Source organism: Pseudomonas alloputida (assembly GCF_021283545.2).
GTDB lineage: Bacteria > Pseudomonadota > Gammaproteobacteria > Pseudomonadales > Pseudomonadaceae > Aquipseudomonas > Aquipseudomonas alloputida.
In genome coordinates this window covers 5459517-5474705 of record NZ_CP128540.1, presented here as the reverse complement: position 1 = coordinate 5474705, position 15189 = coordinate 5459517, and the positions used below count along the sequence as shown (strand labels likewise).

General features: G+C 62.8%; 15 protein-coding genes. 9 read left to right on the top strand and 6 right to left on the bottom strand.

What is annotated here, in order from left to right; translation table 11 throughout:
• The first annotated feature begins 2 nt into the window (after positions 1–2).
• The gene (yfiB, locus tag LU682_RS25440) at positions 3–494 is read left to right on the top strand and encodes an outer membrane lipoprotein YfiB (RefSeq protein WP_049587103.1); all 492 of its coding nucleotides are present in this window, start codon (positions 3–5) and stop codon (positions 492–494) included.
• 125 nt (positions 495–619) lie between these two features.
• Here yfiB and LU682_RS25435 read toward each other — a convergent pair whose 3' ends face one another.
• Positions 620–1570 (bottom strand): LysR family transcriptional regulator, encoded by a 951-nt coding sequence (locus LU682_RS25435; protein ID WP_010955323.1) that lies wholly within the window; start codon positions 1568–1570, stop codon positions 620–622.
• Between the two features lie 132 nt (positions 1571–1702).
• Here LU682_RS25435 and LU682_RS25430 point away from each other — a divergent pair, with 132 nt between their 5' ends.
• Positions 1703–3229: a CoA-acylating methylmalonate-semialdehyde dehydrogenase gene (locus LU682_RS25430; protein WP_010955322.1), complete on the top strand. Its 1527-nt coding sequence runs from the start codon at positions 1703–1705 to the stop codon at positions 3227–3229.
• 10 nt (positions 3230–3239) lie between these two features.
• Positions 3240–4127 carry a 3-hydroxyisobutyrate dehydrogenase gene (gene mmsB / locus LU682_RS25425; RefSeq protein WP_010955321.1) on the top strand — a complete coding sequence of 296 codons (888 nt, stop codon included), beginning with the start codon at positions 3240–3242 and terminating at the stop codon, positions 4125–4127.
• 191 nt (positions 4128–4318) lie between these two features.
• On the opposite strand, the gene LU682_RS25420 is transcribed toward mmsB, so the two are convergent.
• Together LU682_RS25420 and LU682_RS25415 are read right to left on the bottom strand one after the other, a co-directional pair.
• Positions 4319–4663: a cupin domain-containing protein gene (locus tag LU682_RS25420; protein WP_003251579.1), complete on the bottom strand. Its 345-nt coding sequence runs from the start codon at positions 4661–4663 to the stop codon at positions 4319–4321.
• Positions 4664–4804: 141 nt separating this feature from the next.
• Complete coding sequence (locus LU682_RS25415) at positions 4805–5686, bottom strand: LysR family transcriptional regulator (RefSeq protein ID WP_010955320.1); 882 nt, start codon at positions 5684–5686, stop codon at positions 4805–4807.
• 77 nt (positions 5687–5763) lie between these two features.
• On the opposite strand from LU682_RS25415, the gene LU682_RS25410 reads away from it, so the two are divergent.
• Entirely contained in the window at positions 5764–6528 is a 765-nt protein-coding gene (locus LU682_RS25410) for a sulfite exporter TauE/SafE family protein (RefSeq protein WP_010955319.1), read from the top strand.
• Here the strand turns inward: LU682_RS25410 and LU682_RS25405 are convergent.
• Entirely contained in the window at positions 6518–6832 is a 315-nt protein-coding gene (locus LU682_RS25405) for a putative quinol monooxygenase (protein ID WP_010955318.1), read from the bottom strand. The genes LU682_RS25410 and LU682_RS25405 overlap by 11 nt on opposite strands.
• Before the next feature lie 163 nt (positions 6833–6995).
• On the opposite strand from LU682_RS25405, the gene mdaB reads away from it, so the two are divergent.
• The 3 genes from mdaB (at position 6996) to ggt (ending at position 10451) form a co-directional block, all read left to right on the top strand.
• Positions 6996–7586, top strand: coding sequence for an NADPH:quinone oxidoreductase MdaB (mdaB, locus tag LU682_RS25400; protein ID WP_049587100.1), 591 nt, complete (start codon positions 6996–6998; stop codon positions 7584–7586).
• Between the two features lie 183 nt (positions 7587–7769).
• Positions 7770–8666, top strand: a complete 897-nt coding sequence (locus tag LU682_RS25395) for a LysR family transcriptional regulator (RefSeq protein ID WP_010955316.1) — start codon at positions 7770–7772, stop codon at positions 8664–8666.
• Between the two features lie 117 nt (positions 8667–8783).
• Complete coding sequence (gene ggt, locus LU682_RS25390; protein ID WP_010955315.1) at positions 8784–10451, top strand: gamma-glutamyltransferase; 1668 nt, start codon at positions 8784–8786, stop codon at positions 10449–10451.
• 122 nt (positions 10452–10573) lie between these two features.
• Here the strand turns inward: ggt and LU682_RS25385 are convergent, their stop codons facing one another.
• Together LU682_RS25385 and ypfJ are read right to left on the bottom strand one after the other, a co-directional pair.
• Positions 10574–12493 carry a methyl-accepting chemotaxis protein gene (locus LU682_RS25385; RefSeq protein WP_010955314.1) on the bottom strand — a complete coding sequence of 640 codons (1920 nt, stop codon included), beginning with the start codon at positions 12491–12493 and terminating at the stop codon, positions 10574–10576.
• A gap of 171 nt (positions 12494–12664) precedes the next feature.
• On the bottom strand, positions 12665–13549 hold the full coding sequence (ypfJ, locus tag LU682_RS25380) for a KPN_02809 family neutral zinc metallopeptidase (protein WP_049587096.1): 885 nt from the start codon (positions 13547–13549) through the stop codon (positions 12665–12667).
• A gap of 199 nt (positions 13550–13748) precedes the next feature.
• Between ypfJ and pcaH the strand changes: the two genes are divergently transcribed.
• Together pcaH and pcaG are read left to right on the top strand one after the other, a co-directional pair.
• On the top strand, positions 13749–14468 hold the full coding sequence (gene pcaH / locus LU682_RS25375) for a protocatechuate 3,4-dioxygenase subunit beta (RefSeq protein WP_009682255.1): 720 nt from the start codon (positions 13749–13751) through the stop codon (positions 14466–14468).
• 10 nt (positions 14469–14478) lie between these two features.
• Positions 14479–15084, top strand: coding sequence for a protocatechuate 3,4-dioxygenase subunit alpha (gene pcaG / locus LU682_RS25370; RefSeq protein WP_010955312.1), 606 nt, complete (start codon positions 14479–14481; stop codon positions 15082–15084).
• Positions 15085–15189: the final 105 nt, after the last annotated feature.

The following is a 15189-nucleotide window of genomic DNA, read 5'->3' as shown; positions in this document are numbered from 1 at the left end:
CCGTGATGCACGCTTTACGTTTTCCGCTTTGGGCCTTGTTGTTCGCCATGCTGGCGCTGACGGGGTGCCAGAGCGCCCCCCAAAAGGGCCTTACCCCAGAACAGATTGCCGTGCTCAAGCGCGAAGGTTTCACCCCGACCGATGAAGGTTGGGCCTACGACTTGTCTGGCAAAGTGCTGTTCGGCAGCGATCTGGACAGCCTCAACGGCCAGAGCCAGGCGATTGTCGAGCGCATCGGCAAGGCGCTGCTCGGCGTGGGTATCCAGGGCGTGCGGGTGGACGGGCATGCCGACTCGTCGGGCAAGGCGGCGTATAACCAGCAGCTGTCCGAGCGCCGCGCGCAAAGCGTGACCAAGGCGCTGGTGGGGATTGGCATGCAGGCACAGAACATTCAGAGCCGTGGCCTGGGCAGCAGCCAGCCGGTGGCGGACAACCGCACCAGCGCCGGGCGTACCGAGAACCGTCGGGTGTCCATCGTGGTAGCGTCCTACTGATCGTCGCCGCTCGGGCTGTCACATAGCCCCCTGTAGGCGCGGGCAACGCGGTGTCTGGCACCGGCTTCGCCGGTGTTCGCGGGCAAGCCCGCTTCTACAGGGGGGCTCGGAAATGCGCAGGCCCATCAGTCCTGGGCAAAGCGCATCTCGCGGGTTTGCCCCATCAACAACGGCGCATTCGCCTCGGTCACCCCGCGGATGTAATCCCACAGCAGGGTAATGCGCTTCAACTTGCGCAAATCCTCCCGGCAATACATCCAGAACTGCCGCGTCACCTCGATCTCCTCCGGCAACACCGTGACCAATCGCGGGTCCTGCGCGGCGAGAAAGCACGGCAGTATCGCCAGCCCACGCCCCTGCAGCGCTGCCGTGTACTGCGCGATCACGCTGGTACTGCGCAAATGTGCGCTAGCGTTGGGGATCAGGTTGGCCAGGTACAGCAGCTCGGAGCTGAACGCCAGGTCATCCACGTAACTGATGAAGGGGTGTTTGGCCAGATCCGTCACCTGGCGGATCGGCGCGTGGCTGTCCAGGTAGCCCTGGGTGGCATACAGCCGCAGGCGGTAGTCGCACAGCTTGCAGCACACATAAGGCCCATGCTCGGGCCGCTCCAGCGCGATGACGATGTCCGCCTCACGCTTGGACAGGCTGATGAAATGCGGCAGCGGCAGGATGTCCACCGAAATTGCCGGGTAGGCGTCGACGAAGTGGCTTAGCTGCGGCGTGATGAAAAAGCTGCCAAAGCCCTCCGTGCAGCCCATGCGCACATGGCCCGACAACGCCACCCCCGACCCGGACACCTGCTCGCAAGCCATGTGCAGCGTGCTCTCGATCGATTCGGCATAGCCCAGCAGGCGCTGGCCCTCGGCGGTCAGCACAAAGCCATTGGTGCGCGACTTTTCGAACAGCAAGGTACCCAGCGCGCCCTCCAGCGAGCTGATGCGTCGCGACACGGTGGTGTAGTCCACGCTCAGCCGTTTGGCGGCACTGCTGGCCTTGCGGGTGCGAGCCACTTCGAGGAAGAACTTCAAATCGTCCCAGTTGAGCGCGCTCAGGGATGTAAGGTCTTTTTGCATGATGATCCGGTTTTTTTGTGCGTTCTTGTTGGATGTTTGCACATCTATACTCGAAACAAGCCTCAGGACGCCACCTCGCGTTTGCCCGGCGCTGGCGATCTCGTCCCGACAACAATTCCAAGGAGAACGCAGATGAACGCACCGCAATCCCCAAACAGCACCAAGGTCGAGCAGGTCAAGCTGCTGATCGACGGCCAGTGGGTCGAGTCCAAAACCACCGAATGGCGTGACATCGTCAACCCGGCCACCCAAGAGGTGCTGGCGCGCGTACCGTTCGCCACCGTCGAGGAAGTCGACGCAGCCGTGGCCGCCGCTCAACGCGCATTCCAGACCTGGCGTAACACCCCGATCGGCGCCCGCATGCGCATCATGCTCAAGCTGCAGGCGCTGATCCGCGAACACACCAAACGCATTGCCCAGGTGCTCAGCGCCGAGCAGGGCAAGACCCTGGCCGACGCTGAAGGCGATATCTTCCGCGGCCTGGAAGTGGTCGAGCACGCTGCATCCATTGGCACCCTGCAAATGGGCGAATTCGCCGAGAACGTCGCTGGCGGTGTCGATACCTACACCTTGCGCCAGCCGATCGGCGTATGCGCTGGCATCACCCCGTTCAACTTCCCGGCAATGATCCCGCTGTGGATGTTCCCCATGGCCATCGTCTGCGGCAACACCTTCGTGCTCAAACCATCCGAGCAGGATCCGCTGTCGACCATGCTTCTGGTCGAGCTGGCGCTGGAAGCCGGCGTACCGGCCGGCGTGCTGAACGTGGTGCACGGCGGCAAGCAGGTGGTGGATGCCATTTGCACCCACCAGGACATCAAGGCGATTTCCTTCGTGGGCTCTACTGAAGTCGGTACGCACGTTTACAACCTCGGCAGCCAGCATGGCAAGCGTGTGCAGTCAATGATGGGGGCCAAGAACCACGCGGTGGTGCTGCCTGATGCCAACCGCACGCAAACCATCAATGCGCTGGTGGGGGCTGCCTTTGGCGCGGCGGGCCAGCGCTGCATGGCGACCTCCGTGGCCGTGTTGGTGGGCAAGGCCCGCGAATGGTTGCCGGATATCAAGGAGGCCGCCAGCAAGCTCAAGGTCAATGCTGGCTGTGAGCCGGGCACCGACGTTGGCCCGGTGGTTTCCAAGCGTGCCAAGGAGCGTGTGCTGGGCCTGATCGAAAGCGGTATCAAGGAAGGCGCCAAGCTCGAGCTCGACGGCCGTGACGTCAAGGTGCCGGGCTACGAGCAAGGCAACTTCGTCGGCCCAACCCTGTTCTCGGGCGTGAAGACCGACATGCAGGTGTATACCCAGGAAATCTTCGGCCCGGTGCTGGTGACCCTGGAAGTCGATACGCTCGACGAGGCCATCGCCCTGGTCAACGCCAACCCGTTCGGCAACGGCACCGGCCTGTTCACCCAGAGCGGCGCGGCAGCACGCAAGTTCCAGAGCGAAATTGATATTGGCCAGGTCGGCATCAACATCCCGATCCCGGTACCCGTACCGTTCTTCAGCTTCACCGGCTCGCGGGGTTCCAAACTCGGTGACCTGGGGCCGTACGGCAAGCAAGTGGTGCAGTTCTACACTCAGACCAAGACCGTCACTGCTCGCTGGTTCGATGACGACAGCGTCAACGACGGTGTGAACACCACCATTAGCCTGCGCTAAGGAGTACGTCATGCGTATCGCATTCATCGGCCTGGGCAACATGGGCGCGCCCATGGCCCGCAACCTGATCAAGGCCGGGCATCAGCTGAACCTGTTCGACCTGAACAAGGCCGTGCTGGCCGAGCTGGCAGAACTGGGCGGGCAGATCAGCCCCTCGCCCAAGGACGCGGCGGCCAACAGCGAGCTGGTGATCACCATGCTGCCGGCCGCAGCCCATGTGCGTAGCGTGTACTTGAACGAGGACGGCGTACTGGCCGGTATTCGTCCTGGCACGCCGACCGTTGACTGCAGCACCATCGACCCGCAGACCGCACGTGACGTGTCCAAGGCCGCAGCGGCAAAGGGCGTGGACATGGGGGATGCGCCGGTTTCCGGTGGTACTGGCGGCGCGGCGGCCGGCACCCTGACGTTCATGGTCGGCGCCAGTACCGAGTTGTTCGCCAGCCTCAAGCCGGTACTGGAGCAGATGGGCCGCAACATCGTGCACTGCGGGGAAGTCGGTACCGGCCAGATCGCCAAGATCTGCAACAACCTGCTGCTCGGCATTTCGATGATCGGCGTGTCCGAGGCCATGGCCCTGGGTAACGCGCTGGGTATCGATACCAAGGTGCTGGCCGGCATCATCAACAGTTCGACCGGGCGTTGCTGGAGCTCGGACACCTACAACCCGTGGCCGGGCATCATCGAAACCGCACCTGCATCGCGTGGCTACACCGGTGGCTTTGGCGCCGAACTCATGCTCAAGGACCTGGGGTTGGCCACCGAAGCGGCACGCCAGGCACACCAACCGGTGATTCTCGGTGCCGTGGCCCAGCAGCTGTACCAGGCCATGAGCCTGCGAGGCGAGGGTGGCAAGGACTTCTCGGCCATCGTCGAGGGTTATCGCAAGAAGGATTGATGCAAGAGGTGGACTTCATCGCGGGCCAGGTGGCCTTCCCTCTGTAACTGCGCACCAGAGGGAAGGGCGTCTGCTCCGCGATTTTTTTGTCCACGCTTACAGGTAGTGCGCGGCCGTGGTAGGAGCGGGTTCACCCGCGAATGCTACAGAAGCCTCACCGCCGCATTAGCAGGTAAACCCGCGCCTGCAAGTCAGGCGAAGACGAAATACTTACGTACAGTCTCGACCACTTCCCACGTACCTTTCATGCCTGGCTCGATCACGAACACATCACCTGCTTTCAGGTGCTTCGGCTCTTCGCCTTCCGGGGTGATGATGCAGTAGCCATCGAGGAAGTGGCAGAACTCCCATTTATCGTAGTTGACCTCGAACTTGCCCGGGGTGCAGATCCAGGTGCCCATGATCTTGCTGCCGTCAGCCGACAGATAGGCATTGAGGTTGACGGTGTGCGGATCGCCGCCGATGCGCTTCCACTTGGTGGCGTCCACGACCGGCGTCGGGCAGGTTTCGCGCAGGACGGTGATGAAATCGGACATGGCACAACTCCTGGTGACTGGCTGAATGACGGGTCACCATAGGCCCAACGGCCGCGCCGCAGTTGCCTGGGCTCGACGTCCAGGTGTCTGCCCGCGCTATGGCAGGCGGTTTGCCTCGACAGTGGTGTGCGCCCTTGCGCGTCAGCCGGTAAAGGTGGCTACCAGTTCTGCGGCATAGCCCGGCAATGCCGCAAAATCCCGTGCGCACACCAGCAACCGGCGGTTGGCCCATGGCTCCTGCAGTGCCACCCAGTGCAACGGCAGCATGCCTTGCCAGCGCTGTACTGCTGCCAGTGGCACCACCCCGATTCCGGCCCCGCCCGCGACCATGCGGATCACCCCATCAAACCCCTCCGCACGCACCCGAACCTGCATGCGCTGCCCCTCGTGCAGCGCTTGCTCTTCCAGGTACAACCCCAGTGCACTGCCGGCCCCCAGGCCGACATAGCCATGGGCCAGGCTGTCGACGAAGCTTGGCGCCAGCGCACTGGCCAGGGGGTGGGCCTGTGGCGTCACCAGCACCAGCGGGTCATCTCGAAACGGCCGGGTCTGCAGGTGCTCGCTGGGGGCGGCTGTGGACACGATGCCCAGGTCGGCCATGCCTTGGGTAATTGCCTGCACGATGCGCAAACTCGGCAGCTCTTGCACATCCACGCTGACTCCAGGGTTTTCAGCCAGATAGCTGGCCAGCAGTTCGGGCAAGTATTCGGTCAGCGCAGCGGTGTTGCACAGCAGGCGCACCTGGCCTTGCTGCCCTTGCGCGTATTGGCCCAGGTCGAACTGCAGGCGTTCGACCTGCTGCGTTATCAGCCGTGCATGCTGCAAGAGTGCCTGGCCAGCCGGCGTTGGTTGTACGCCACGGCGGTTACGTTCCAGCAAGGGAATGCCCAGTGATGCTTCCATGGCGCGAATGCGCGCACTGGCTGCCGGCAGTGACAGATGGCTGCGGCCGGCGCCAGCGGTGATGTTGCCGCACTCCAGGGTGTGCTGGAACAGCTTGAGGTCGATCAGGTCGAAATGCATGTGGCTCTGTCCTGGCAAGAGGCTGGCTGAGTATATGGCAGATTCTCACGTCGCCCGGTGCACGGCATCATCGGCCCATGACGACCTTGCTCGCTTTCTATCAGAACATTGGCCCGGCACTCTCGTTGCTGGTTGTACTGACCTTTCTGCTGGCTGGAGCAGTGAAGGGGGTCATCGGCCTGGGCCTGCCGACCATTGCCATGGGCCTGTTGGGCCTGGCTATGCCACCGGCGCAGGCTGCCGCGTTGTTGATCGTGCCCTCGACACTCACCAACCTGTGGCAGCTGGCCAGCGGCGGGCACCTGCGAGGGTTGTTGGTCCGCCTGGGGCCGATGCTGGCATTGATTTTTGTCGGCACCTTGCTGGGCAGCGCCTGGCTGGGAATCAACAGTGGCCCCTGGGCTGCGCATGCGCTGGGGGGCGCCTTGCTGGTCTATGCGTTGTATGGGTTGGTCGGCCCGGGCTTGCAGCTAGCCCCGGGACACGAGCGCTGGCTGGGACCGCTTTGCGGGCTGGTCACGGGTGTGGTCACTGCGTCGACCGGGGTGTTCGTGATGCCAGCGGTGCCTTACCTGCAGAGCCTGGGCTTGAGCCGCGAGCAGATGATCCAGGCCCTGGGCCTGTCGTTTACGGTATCGACCCTGGCCTTGGCCCTAGGCCTGGCCGGGCAGGATGCCTTGGGTGGCCAGGCGCTGGGGGCGTCGCTGCTGATGCTGGCGCCGGCCTTGCTCGGCATGCTGGCGGGCCAGTGGCTGCGTCAGCGGATCAGCGCGCTGCTGTTCAAGCGTTGCTTTTTCATCGGCCTGGCCGCCCTCGGCGGCCACCTGCTGATCAACGGTTAGCGGACGAAGCGCTGAGCATGTCGACCCGCTGGATATCGAAATCGCGCTCCAGGTAGTCCATGCGCTTTTCGAAGAAGGCGGCCATGTGCGGAAGGGCCGAGTGCACGTCCAGCGCGGCCTTGTCGGCCCACACTTCGAAGAACACAAACAGGCTTGGGTCCTGCTGGTCGCGCAACATGTGGTACTCGATGCAGCCGGGTTCCTGGCGGCTTGGCTCGACGTAGGGACGGAACAGGTTTTCGAACGCATCAGCCATTTCCGGGCGGGTCTTGGCTTTGAGGATAAAGGCGAACGGCTCACTCATGGGGCGCTACTCGGTGATGGGTGGTGAGTCGATTCTACGGCAATAATGTATTGCTCATTCGTGACTTCTGGTCAATTGTATTTTGCCCCGTCACCGCTGTATCCCGCCCCCGCGAGCCTCTAACCTGCCGGCATCAATTTTTGATTCGGCCGTGGAGGCCAGCATGAAAAAGATCCTTCTGCTCAATGGTGGTAAACAGTTCGCTCACTCCGAAGGCCGCCTCAACGCGACCTTGCACGAAGCGGCCATCGCTCACCTGGACCGCGCCGGTTTCGATGTGCGCCAGACGTTCATCGACGGCGGCTACGATGCCCAGGAAGAGGTGGAGAAATTCCTCTGGGCCGATGTGGTGGTCTATCAGATGCCCGGCTGGTGGATGGGCGCGCCGTGGACCGTGAAGAAGTACATCGACGAGGTGTTCACTGCCGGTCACGGCAGCCTGTATGCCAATGACGGTCGTACCCGTTCTGACCACTCGCAGAAATACGGCAGCGGTGGTCTGGTGCACGGCAAGCAATACATGTTGTCGCTGACTTGGAACGCGCCGCAGCAGGCGTTCGATGACCCCAGCGATTTCTTTGAAGGCAAAGGGGTGGATGCCGTGTATTTCCCGTTCCACAAGGCCAACCAGTTCCTGGGCATGACCGGCCTGCCGACCTTCCTGGCTGTGGATGTGATGAAGCGCCCGGATGTGCCGGCGGCGTTGGCAGCTTATGAGGCCCATCTGGACAAGGTGTTTGGCAAGGCACAGTAATTTTATGTCTGTACCGGCCTCTTCGCGGGCTTGCCCGCTCCCACAGGTATTACGCAGGTTTCAAGGACTTTGCAGTACTTGTGGGAGCGGGCAAGCCCGCGAAGAGGCCCATACAGGCGCCGCTGGACTTGGCCTCGACAAGCGGTTATCTAATCCTTGCACAGACCAACCACAGGCCCTGATGTGAAAACCCGATCCGAAGAACTCCAGGTATTCGTCGCCGTCATCGACTGCGGCTCGATTTCCGCTGCTGCCGAGCAGATGGGCCAGACCCCGTCTGCCGTCAGCCGCACCTTGTCGCGTCTGGAGGGCAAGCTGGGCACCACGCTGGTCAACCGCACCACCCGGCGCATGGACCTTACCGAAGAGGGGCGCTACTTTCTTGAGCGCGCGCGGCTGATCCTGCAGCAGATGGACGAGATGGAAGAGCGTCTGTCGATGAACCGCCAGACCCCGACCGGGCGATTGCGCATCAATGCCGCTGCGCCGTTCATGCTGCATGCCATCCTGCCCTGGATTGGCGAGTTCCGCCGCCAGTACCCAGGCATCGAACTGGAGCTCAACACCGACGACCTGATCATCGACCTGCTGGAGCAGAGCACTGATGTGGCGATCCGCATCGGAGAGCTGGCCGACTCCAGCCTGCACGCGCGCAGCCTGGGTTGCAGTCCGGTGCAGGTGCTGGCCAGTCCGGCCTACCTGGAGCAGCACGGCACGCCACGGCAGGTCGAGGACCTGGCCAACCACTGTCTGCTCGGCTTCAGCCAACCTGAGTCGCTCAATCACTGGCCGCTACGCCACGCTCAGGGCGATCGCTGGAGCATCCGCCCGACGCTGGTCGCTTCCAGCGGCGAAACCCTTCGCCAGCTGGCGTTGGCCGGGGAGGGCATCGTCAGCCTGTCGCACTTCATGACCCACGAAGATATCCGCACAGGGCGCCTGCAGGTGCTGCTGAGCGAGGCCAACAATGGCTACCGTCAGCCGATCCACGCGGTGTATTACCGCAACACCCAGTTGGCGCTGCGCATCCAGTGCTTCCTGGATTTCATCCAGCGCAAGCTGGCGATGTACGCCTGCTGAGTTGCCTGATCGCGACAAATCCTGTCCACAGGCGGCGAAACTTCCGCCGGTTGATTGCACAGTCGAAGCGCTTCGGCCTTACTGACTGCTCAACAAAAACAACACCAAGGAAGTGTCATGCGTATTGTCCCGTTCCAGTACCTGGCTCTCGCAGCCGCGATCCTGAGCTGTTCCTCGGTTTACGCCGCCACCCTGGAGGGCGGCGCGGTGGCCGCCCCCGATCAATATGGTGCACAGGTGGCCGCCGATATTCTGAAAAAGGGCGGCAACGCGGTGGACGCGGCAGTTGCGACCGCCTTCACCCTGGCGGTGACGTACCCAGAGGCCGGTAATATCGGCGGTGGCGGCTTCATGACCCTGTTCGTCGATGGCAAGCCTTACTTCCTCGACTACCGCGAAGTCGCGCCCAAGGCCGCCACGCGCAACATGTACCTGGACGACAAGGGCGAGGTCATCGAGAACCTCAGCCTGGTCGGGGCACGCGCCGCAGGCGTACCCGGTACGGTAATGGGCCTGTGGGAGGCGCACCAGAAGTTCGGCAAGCTGCCCTGGAGCGAGTTGCTGACCCCGGCCATCGGCTATGCGAAAAACGGCTTCAAGGTGGCGGAAAAGCAGTACCAGTACCGCAACGATGCCCAAGGCATGTTCAAGACGGCGACCAACTTCAACGATTACTTTGGCAACATGAAGGTCGGCGAGCTGTTCAAGCAGCCGGAAATGGCCCAGACCCTGGAGCGTATAGCCGACAAGGGCGTGAGCGAGTTCTATCAAGGCAAGACCGCCGATTTGCTGGTGGCGCAGATGCAGGCTGACAAAGGCCTGATTACCAAAGAAGACCTGAAGGATTACAAGGCGGTATGGCGTGAACCGATGGCCGTGAGCTGGCGTGGCAATGTGGTGTATACCGCGCCACCGCCGAGCTCGGGCGGTGTGGCGCTGGCCCAGTTGCTGGGCATCAAGGAAGACCGCGCGGCCGACTTCAAAGGGGTGGCGCATAACTCGGCGCAGTACATCCACCTGTTGGCCGAGATCGAAAAGCGGGTGTTCGCCGACCGCGCCGATTACCTGGGCGACCCGGCCTTCACCAAGGTGCCGGTGGACCAGCTGGTGGCCAAGGATTACCTGGCCAAGCGCGCAGCCCAGGTCAACCCGAAGGCCATTTCCGACACCGACAAGGTCAAGCCGGGCCTTGAACCGCACCAGACCACGCATTTCTCGATCGTCGACAAGCAGGGCAACGCGGTCAGCAATACCTACACCCTCAACCTCGACTACGGCAGTGGCGTCGTGGTGAAGGGTGCCGGTTTCCTGCTCAACGACGAGATGGATGACTTCAGCGCCAAGCCGGGGGCGGCGAACGCCTTTGGCGTGGTCGGCGGTGATGCCAACGCGATCGAACCGGGCAAGCGCATGCTGTCGTCGATGAGCCCCAGCCTGATGACCCGCGATGGCAAGGTCGAGCTGGTAATCGGTACCCCGGGTGGTTCACGGATCTTTACCTCGATCTTCCAGGTGATGAACAACCTGTACGACTACGGCATGCCGCTGGACAAGGCGGTGGCGGCGCAGCGCGTGCACCATCAGTTGCTGCCCAAGGACACCATTTACTTCGACAGCTATGCGCCACTGACCGGGCCGGTAGCTGATGAGCTGAAGAAGATGGGCTATGTGCTGGAGGACCAGGGCTGGGAGATGGGCGACATCCAGGCGATCCGCGTCGATGGGGCGAAGCTTGAGACTGCTTCCGACCCACGTGGGCGTGGGGTAGGGATGATCGTCAAGTAGTACCTGTCAGAACGCCGGGAGGGCTTTGCCCTCCTATCGCGACACAAGGCCGCTCCCACGAGGACCTGCGTTGGGGGCCTTGAGTCGCGAAAGGGCCGCAAAGCGGCCCCAGGTGCCAACGGTCAGACGCGGAACTGGCTGACCAGTGTCTGCAACTGCCCACCCAACCGCGCCAGCTCCACACTCGACGCTGCCGTCTCGTCACTGGCTGCTGCGGTTTGCTCTGACACATCACGCACATTCAGGATGCTTCGGCTGATCTCTTCAGCCACCGCACTCTGCTGCTCTGCCGCCGCAGCAATCTGCTGGTTCATCGACTGGATGCTCGATACCGTACTGGTAATGCTCTCCAGCGATGACCCGGCCTTTCGCGCCAGTTCGACGCTGCTGTCGGTCAGGGCACGGCTGCCCTGCATGGCATTCGCCACTTGCTGGGTACCGTGCTGCAGGCTGGCAATCAGCTCTTCGATCTCTTCGGTAGACTTCTGCGTGCGTTGGGCCAGGCCGCGCACTTCGTCGGCAACCACGGCAAAGCCACGGCCTGCCTCGCCGGCACGAGCCGCCTCGATCGCTGCGTTGAGCGCCAGCAGGTTGGTCTGTTCAGCCACCGACTTGATCACGTCCATCACGCTGCCAATTTTCTGGCTTTCCTGCTGCAGCAGGTTCATGGCCTCGGTGGAGCGGTGCATGTCTTCGGCCAGGCGTTCGATCTGGCCAATCGCTTCGCCCACCACGCGGTCGCCGGCACGGGCTTCGTCATCGGCTCCGGTGGCTGCATGTGAGGCCTGCTCGGCATTGCGCGCCACTTCCTGAACGGTAGCGGCCATTTCGTGCATGGCGGTGGCCACCTGGTCGGTCTCGACTTTCTGGCTGTTGGCGCCCGCGCTGGTCTGTTCGGTGACTGCCGACAGCTCTTCGGCGGCGCTGGCGATCTGGGTGACGCCATCGCGGATGCCGCTGATCAGCTCGCGCAGGGTGGTGCCCATGCGCGCGATGCCTTGCTGCAGCACGCCCAGTTCGTCACGGCGGGTGACGCGCATGTGTTGGGTAAGGTCGCCACTGGCGATTTTCTCCACGGCCACCAGGGTGTCTTGCAACGGGCGCGTGATCTGGCGGGTGATCAGCACCGCCGCCAGCACGCCGACCAGCAGCGCCAACAGTGTGGCGATGGCCTGCAGGCTGCGGGCCTGGGTGCTCTCGATGTCACGGCGCTCCAGCTGGATCTGGTACAACGCGTCACTGCGCTTGACGATGTCGGCGCCCTGCACGGTCATTTCGGCGCGCGAGGTGGTGATGTTGGCAACCGCGTCGCGGAACTGGCGTACGGCGTCACGATAGGCCAGTACTGCGTTTTCGAACTGTTGCAGGCGGGCGTCTTCGCTGGGCAGCTGGCGCTTGAGGTTGTCGGTATCGGCCAGTGCTGCATCCAGCTGGCGCAAGGCGGCCTGCTCGTTGGCGCTGCTGTTCTCGGCGATGTAGCCACGCACATCGATGCGTACCTGCAGCAGTTGCTGGCGGGCCTTGCTGATCAGCTGGTACTGGGCCAGGCGCACGCTGTCAGCCTCGGGGCGAGCCATCACCTCCTGGCTGAGCGCATCCATGGCCTGGTCGGCGCGAATGGCCGAACTGTCCATGGAAACGCGCGCTGCGCGGGTGGCGTCGTAGCCCTGGCGCATCTTGTTCAGCGACAGCTTGTAGGCACTGATGGTATCGCCCAGCTCACCCAGCAGCTTGACGTTCTCCGGGCTTTTGAAGGTGGTGGCCAGGTAGGCCTGCTGCTTGCTGAATGCGTCCAGCTTGGCCAGGGTGTTGGCGGCGGCGGTATCGTCGCCGTTGGCGATCATGTACTGCAGGCGCGCAATGCGTAGATCGGTGAGGTCCTTGTTCAACTGGCCAATATCGCCCATCCAGTTGCTACGGTCGATCAGGCTGCCCAGGCTGGTCCAGCCGGTGAGGGCCAGCAGGCCAGTGAGGACCAGCACCAGGCCGAAGCCCAGGCCGAGTTTAAGGTTGACGCTGATGTTGGCGAACCAGCTGTTCATGCACGCTCTCCAGAAGTTGATTTCGCTCTCTTGATCTTCGATCGCCAGGCGTTGTTGTTCTGGATGCCCGCTGATTCGTGCAGGGGTTATCGGCCGTGATTGGGGAAGCTGAAACGCTTTTTCAGCAAAATATCAGCAGATGGTCTCACTTGGTCCCTGTTGGGCCTGGGATCAGAGGGTGCGTGCGCTGAAGGTGTCGCAGCGGTTCACTTCACCTTCGGCAAACCCGATCTTGAACCAACGCACCCGCTGCGCGGAAGTGCCATGGGTGAAGGAGTCCGGCACTACGCGGCCGCGGCCTTGCTGCTGCAGGCGGTCGTCGCCAATGGCATTGGCCGCATTCAGCGCTTCCTCGACATCGCCTGGCTCCAGCCAGTTCAGGCGTTTCTGCGCCTGGTAGGCCCATACCCCGGCCAGGCAGTCAGCCTGCAACTCCTGGCGCACCAACAGGCCGTTGTCGCCCTCCATGCGCTGGCCGGCGCGTCGTGCGGCATCCACCTTGGCCGAAACGCCCAGCAGTGTCTGCACATGGTGACCGATTTCGTGGGCGATCACGTAGGCCTGGGCGAAGTCGCCCGCTGCAGCGAAGCGGGTTTCCATTTCGCGGAAGAACGACATGTCCAGGTACACCCGCTGGTCCGCCGGGCAATAGAACGGCCCGACCGCTGCCGAGGCAAAACCACAGGCCGAATTGACCTGGCCGCTGAACAGGACCAGTTTGGGGTCACGGTATTGTTTGCCGGCCTGGGCGAACAGGGCTTTCCAGGTGTCCTCGGTGTCGCCCAGAATCGAGGCGACGAACTCGGCCTGCTGGTCGTTGGCCGGGGGGGCCTTGGCGCTTGTACCACTGGGGGCCGTTTGCTGTTGCTCCAGCTGGCCGGTGAGCTGGCCAAGAATCTGCAGCGGGTCCTGCCCGGTGAGCCAGCCGATGCCGACGATCAGCAGAATCGCCCCGAGCCCCAGCCCCTTGCCGCCGCCGAAGCGCATGCCGCCACCGCCACCTTCGCCCCGGGCATCGACCACGTTGTCGCTGCGTCGGCCTTTTCGCCATTCCATGAATGCTCTCCGAGCGTGAAACAAGAAGACAAAGATTAGTTCAGGAAAGCGGCTGGTGTCAGGCAAAGGTGTTAAGACATAACCATTTGGTTATGTATGAGTTGGTCGATTTCAATATTCATCACGCGCGACCTGCCGGAAACTGCAAGTCCGCCTGCCACGCCCAGGCGTTCTCACAATTCCAAGAGAGGAAACCGGCATGCCCGCCCAGGACAACAGCCGCTTCGTGATCCGTGATCGCAACTGGCACCCTAAAGCCCTTACGCCTGACTACAAGACCTCCGTTGCCCGCTCGCCGCGCCAGGCACTGGTCAGCATTCCGCAGTCGATCAGCGAAACCACTGGTCCGGACTTTTCCCATCTGGGCTTCGGCGCCCACGACCATGACCTGCTGCTGAACTTCAATAACGGTGGCCTGCCCATTGGCGAGCGCATCATCGTCGCCGGCCGTGTCGTCGACCAGTACGGCAAGCCTGTGCCGAACACTTTGGTGGAGATGTGGCAAGCCAACGCCGGCGGCCGCTATCGCCACAAGAACGATCGCTACCTGGCGCCCCTGGACCCGAACTTCGGTGGTGTTGGGCGGTGTCTGACCGACCGTGACGGCTATTACAGCTTCCGCACCATCAAGCCGGGCCCGTACCCATGGCGCAACGGCCCGAACGACTGGCGCCCGGCGCATATCCACTTCGCCATCAGCGGCCCATCGATCGCCACCAAGCTGATCACCCAGTTGTACTTCGAAGGTGACCCGCTGATCCCGATGTGCCCGATCGTCAAGTCGATCGCCAACCCGCAAGCCGTGCAGCAGTTGATCGCCAAGCTCGACATGAGCAACGCCAACCCGATGGACTGCCTGGCCTACCGCTTTGACATCGTGCTGCGCGGCCAGCGCAAGACCCACTTCGAAAACTGCTGAGGACCCCGCCATGCCAATCGAACTGCTGCCGGAAACCCCTTCGCAGACTGCCGGCCCCTACGTGCACATCGGCCTGGCCCTGGAAGCCGCCGGCAACCCGACCCGCGACCAGGAAATCTGGAACTGCCTGGCCAAGCCAGACGCCCCGGGCGAGCACATTCTGCTGATCGGCCACGTATATGACGGAAACGGCCACCTGGTGCGCGACTCGTTCCTGGAAGTGTGGCAGGCCGACGCCAACGGTGAGTACCAGGATGCCTACAACCTGGAAAACGCCTTCAACAGCTTTGGCCGCACGGCTACCACCTTCGATGCCGGTGAGTGGACGCTGCAAACGGTCAAGCCGGGTGTGGTGAACAACGCTGCTGGCGTGCCGATGGCGCCGCACATCAACATCAGCCTGTTTGCCCGTGGCATCAACATCCACCTGCACACGCGCCTGTATTTCGATGATGAGGCCCAGGCCAATGCCAAGTGCCCGGTGCTCAACCTGATCGAGCAGCCGCAGCGGCGTGAAACCTTGATTGCCAAGCGTTGCGAAGTGGATGGGAAGACGGCGTACCGCTTTGATATCCGCATTCAGGGGGAAGGGGAGACCGTCTTCTTCGACTTCTGAGGTGAAGCTTGGGGCCGCTCTGCGGCCCATTCGCGGGCAAGCCCGCTCCTACAACGATCTGCGTACACCGACGCCGATCAATGTCGGAGCGGGCTTGCCCGCGAA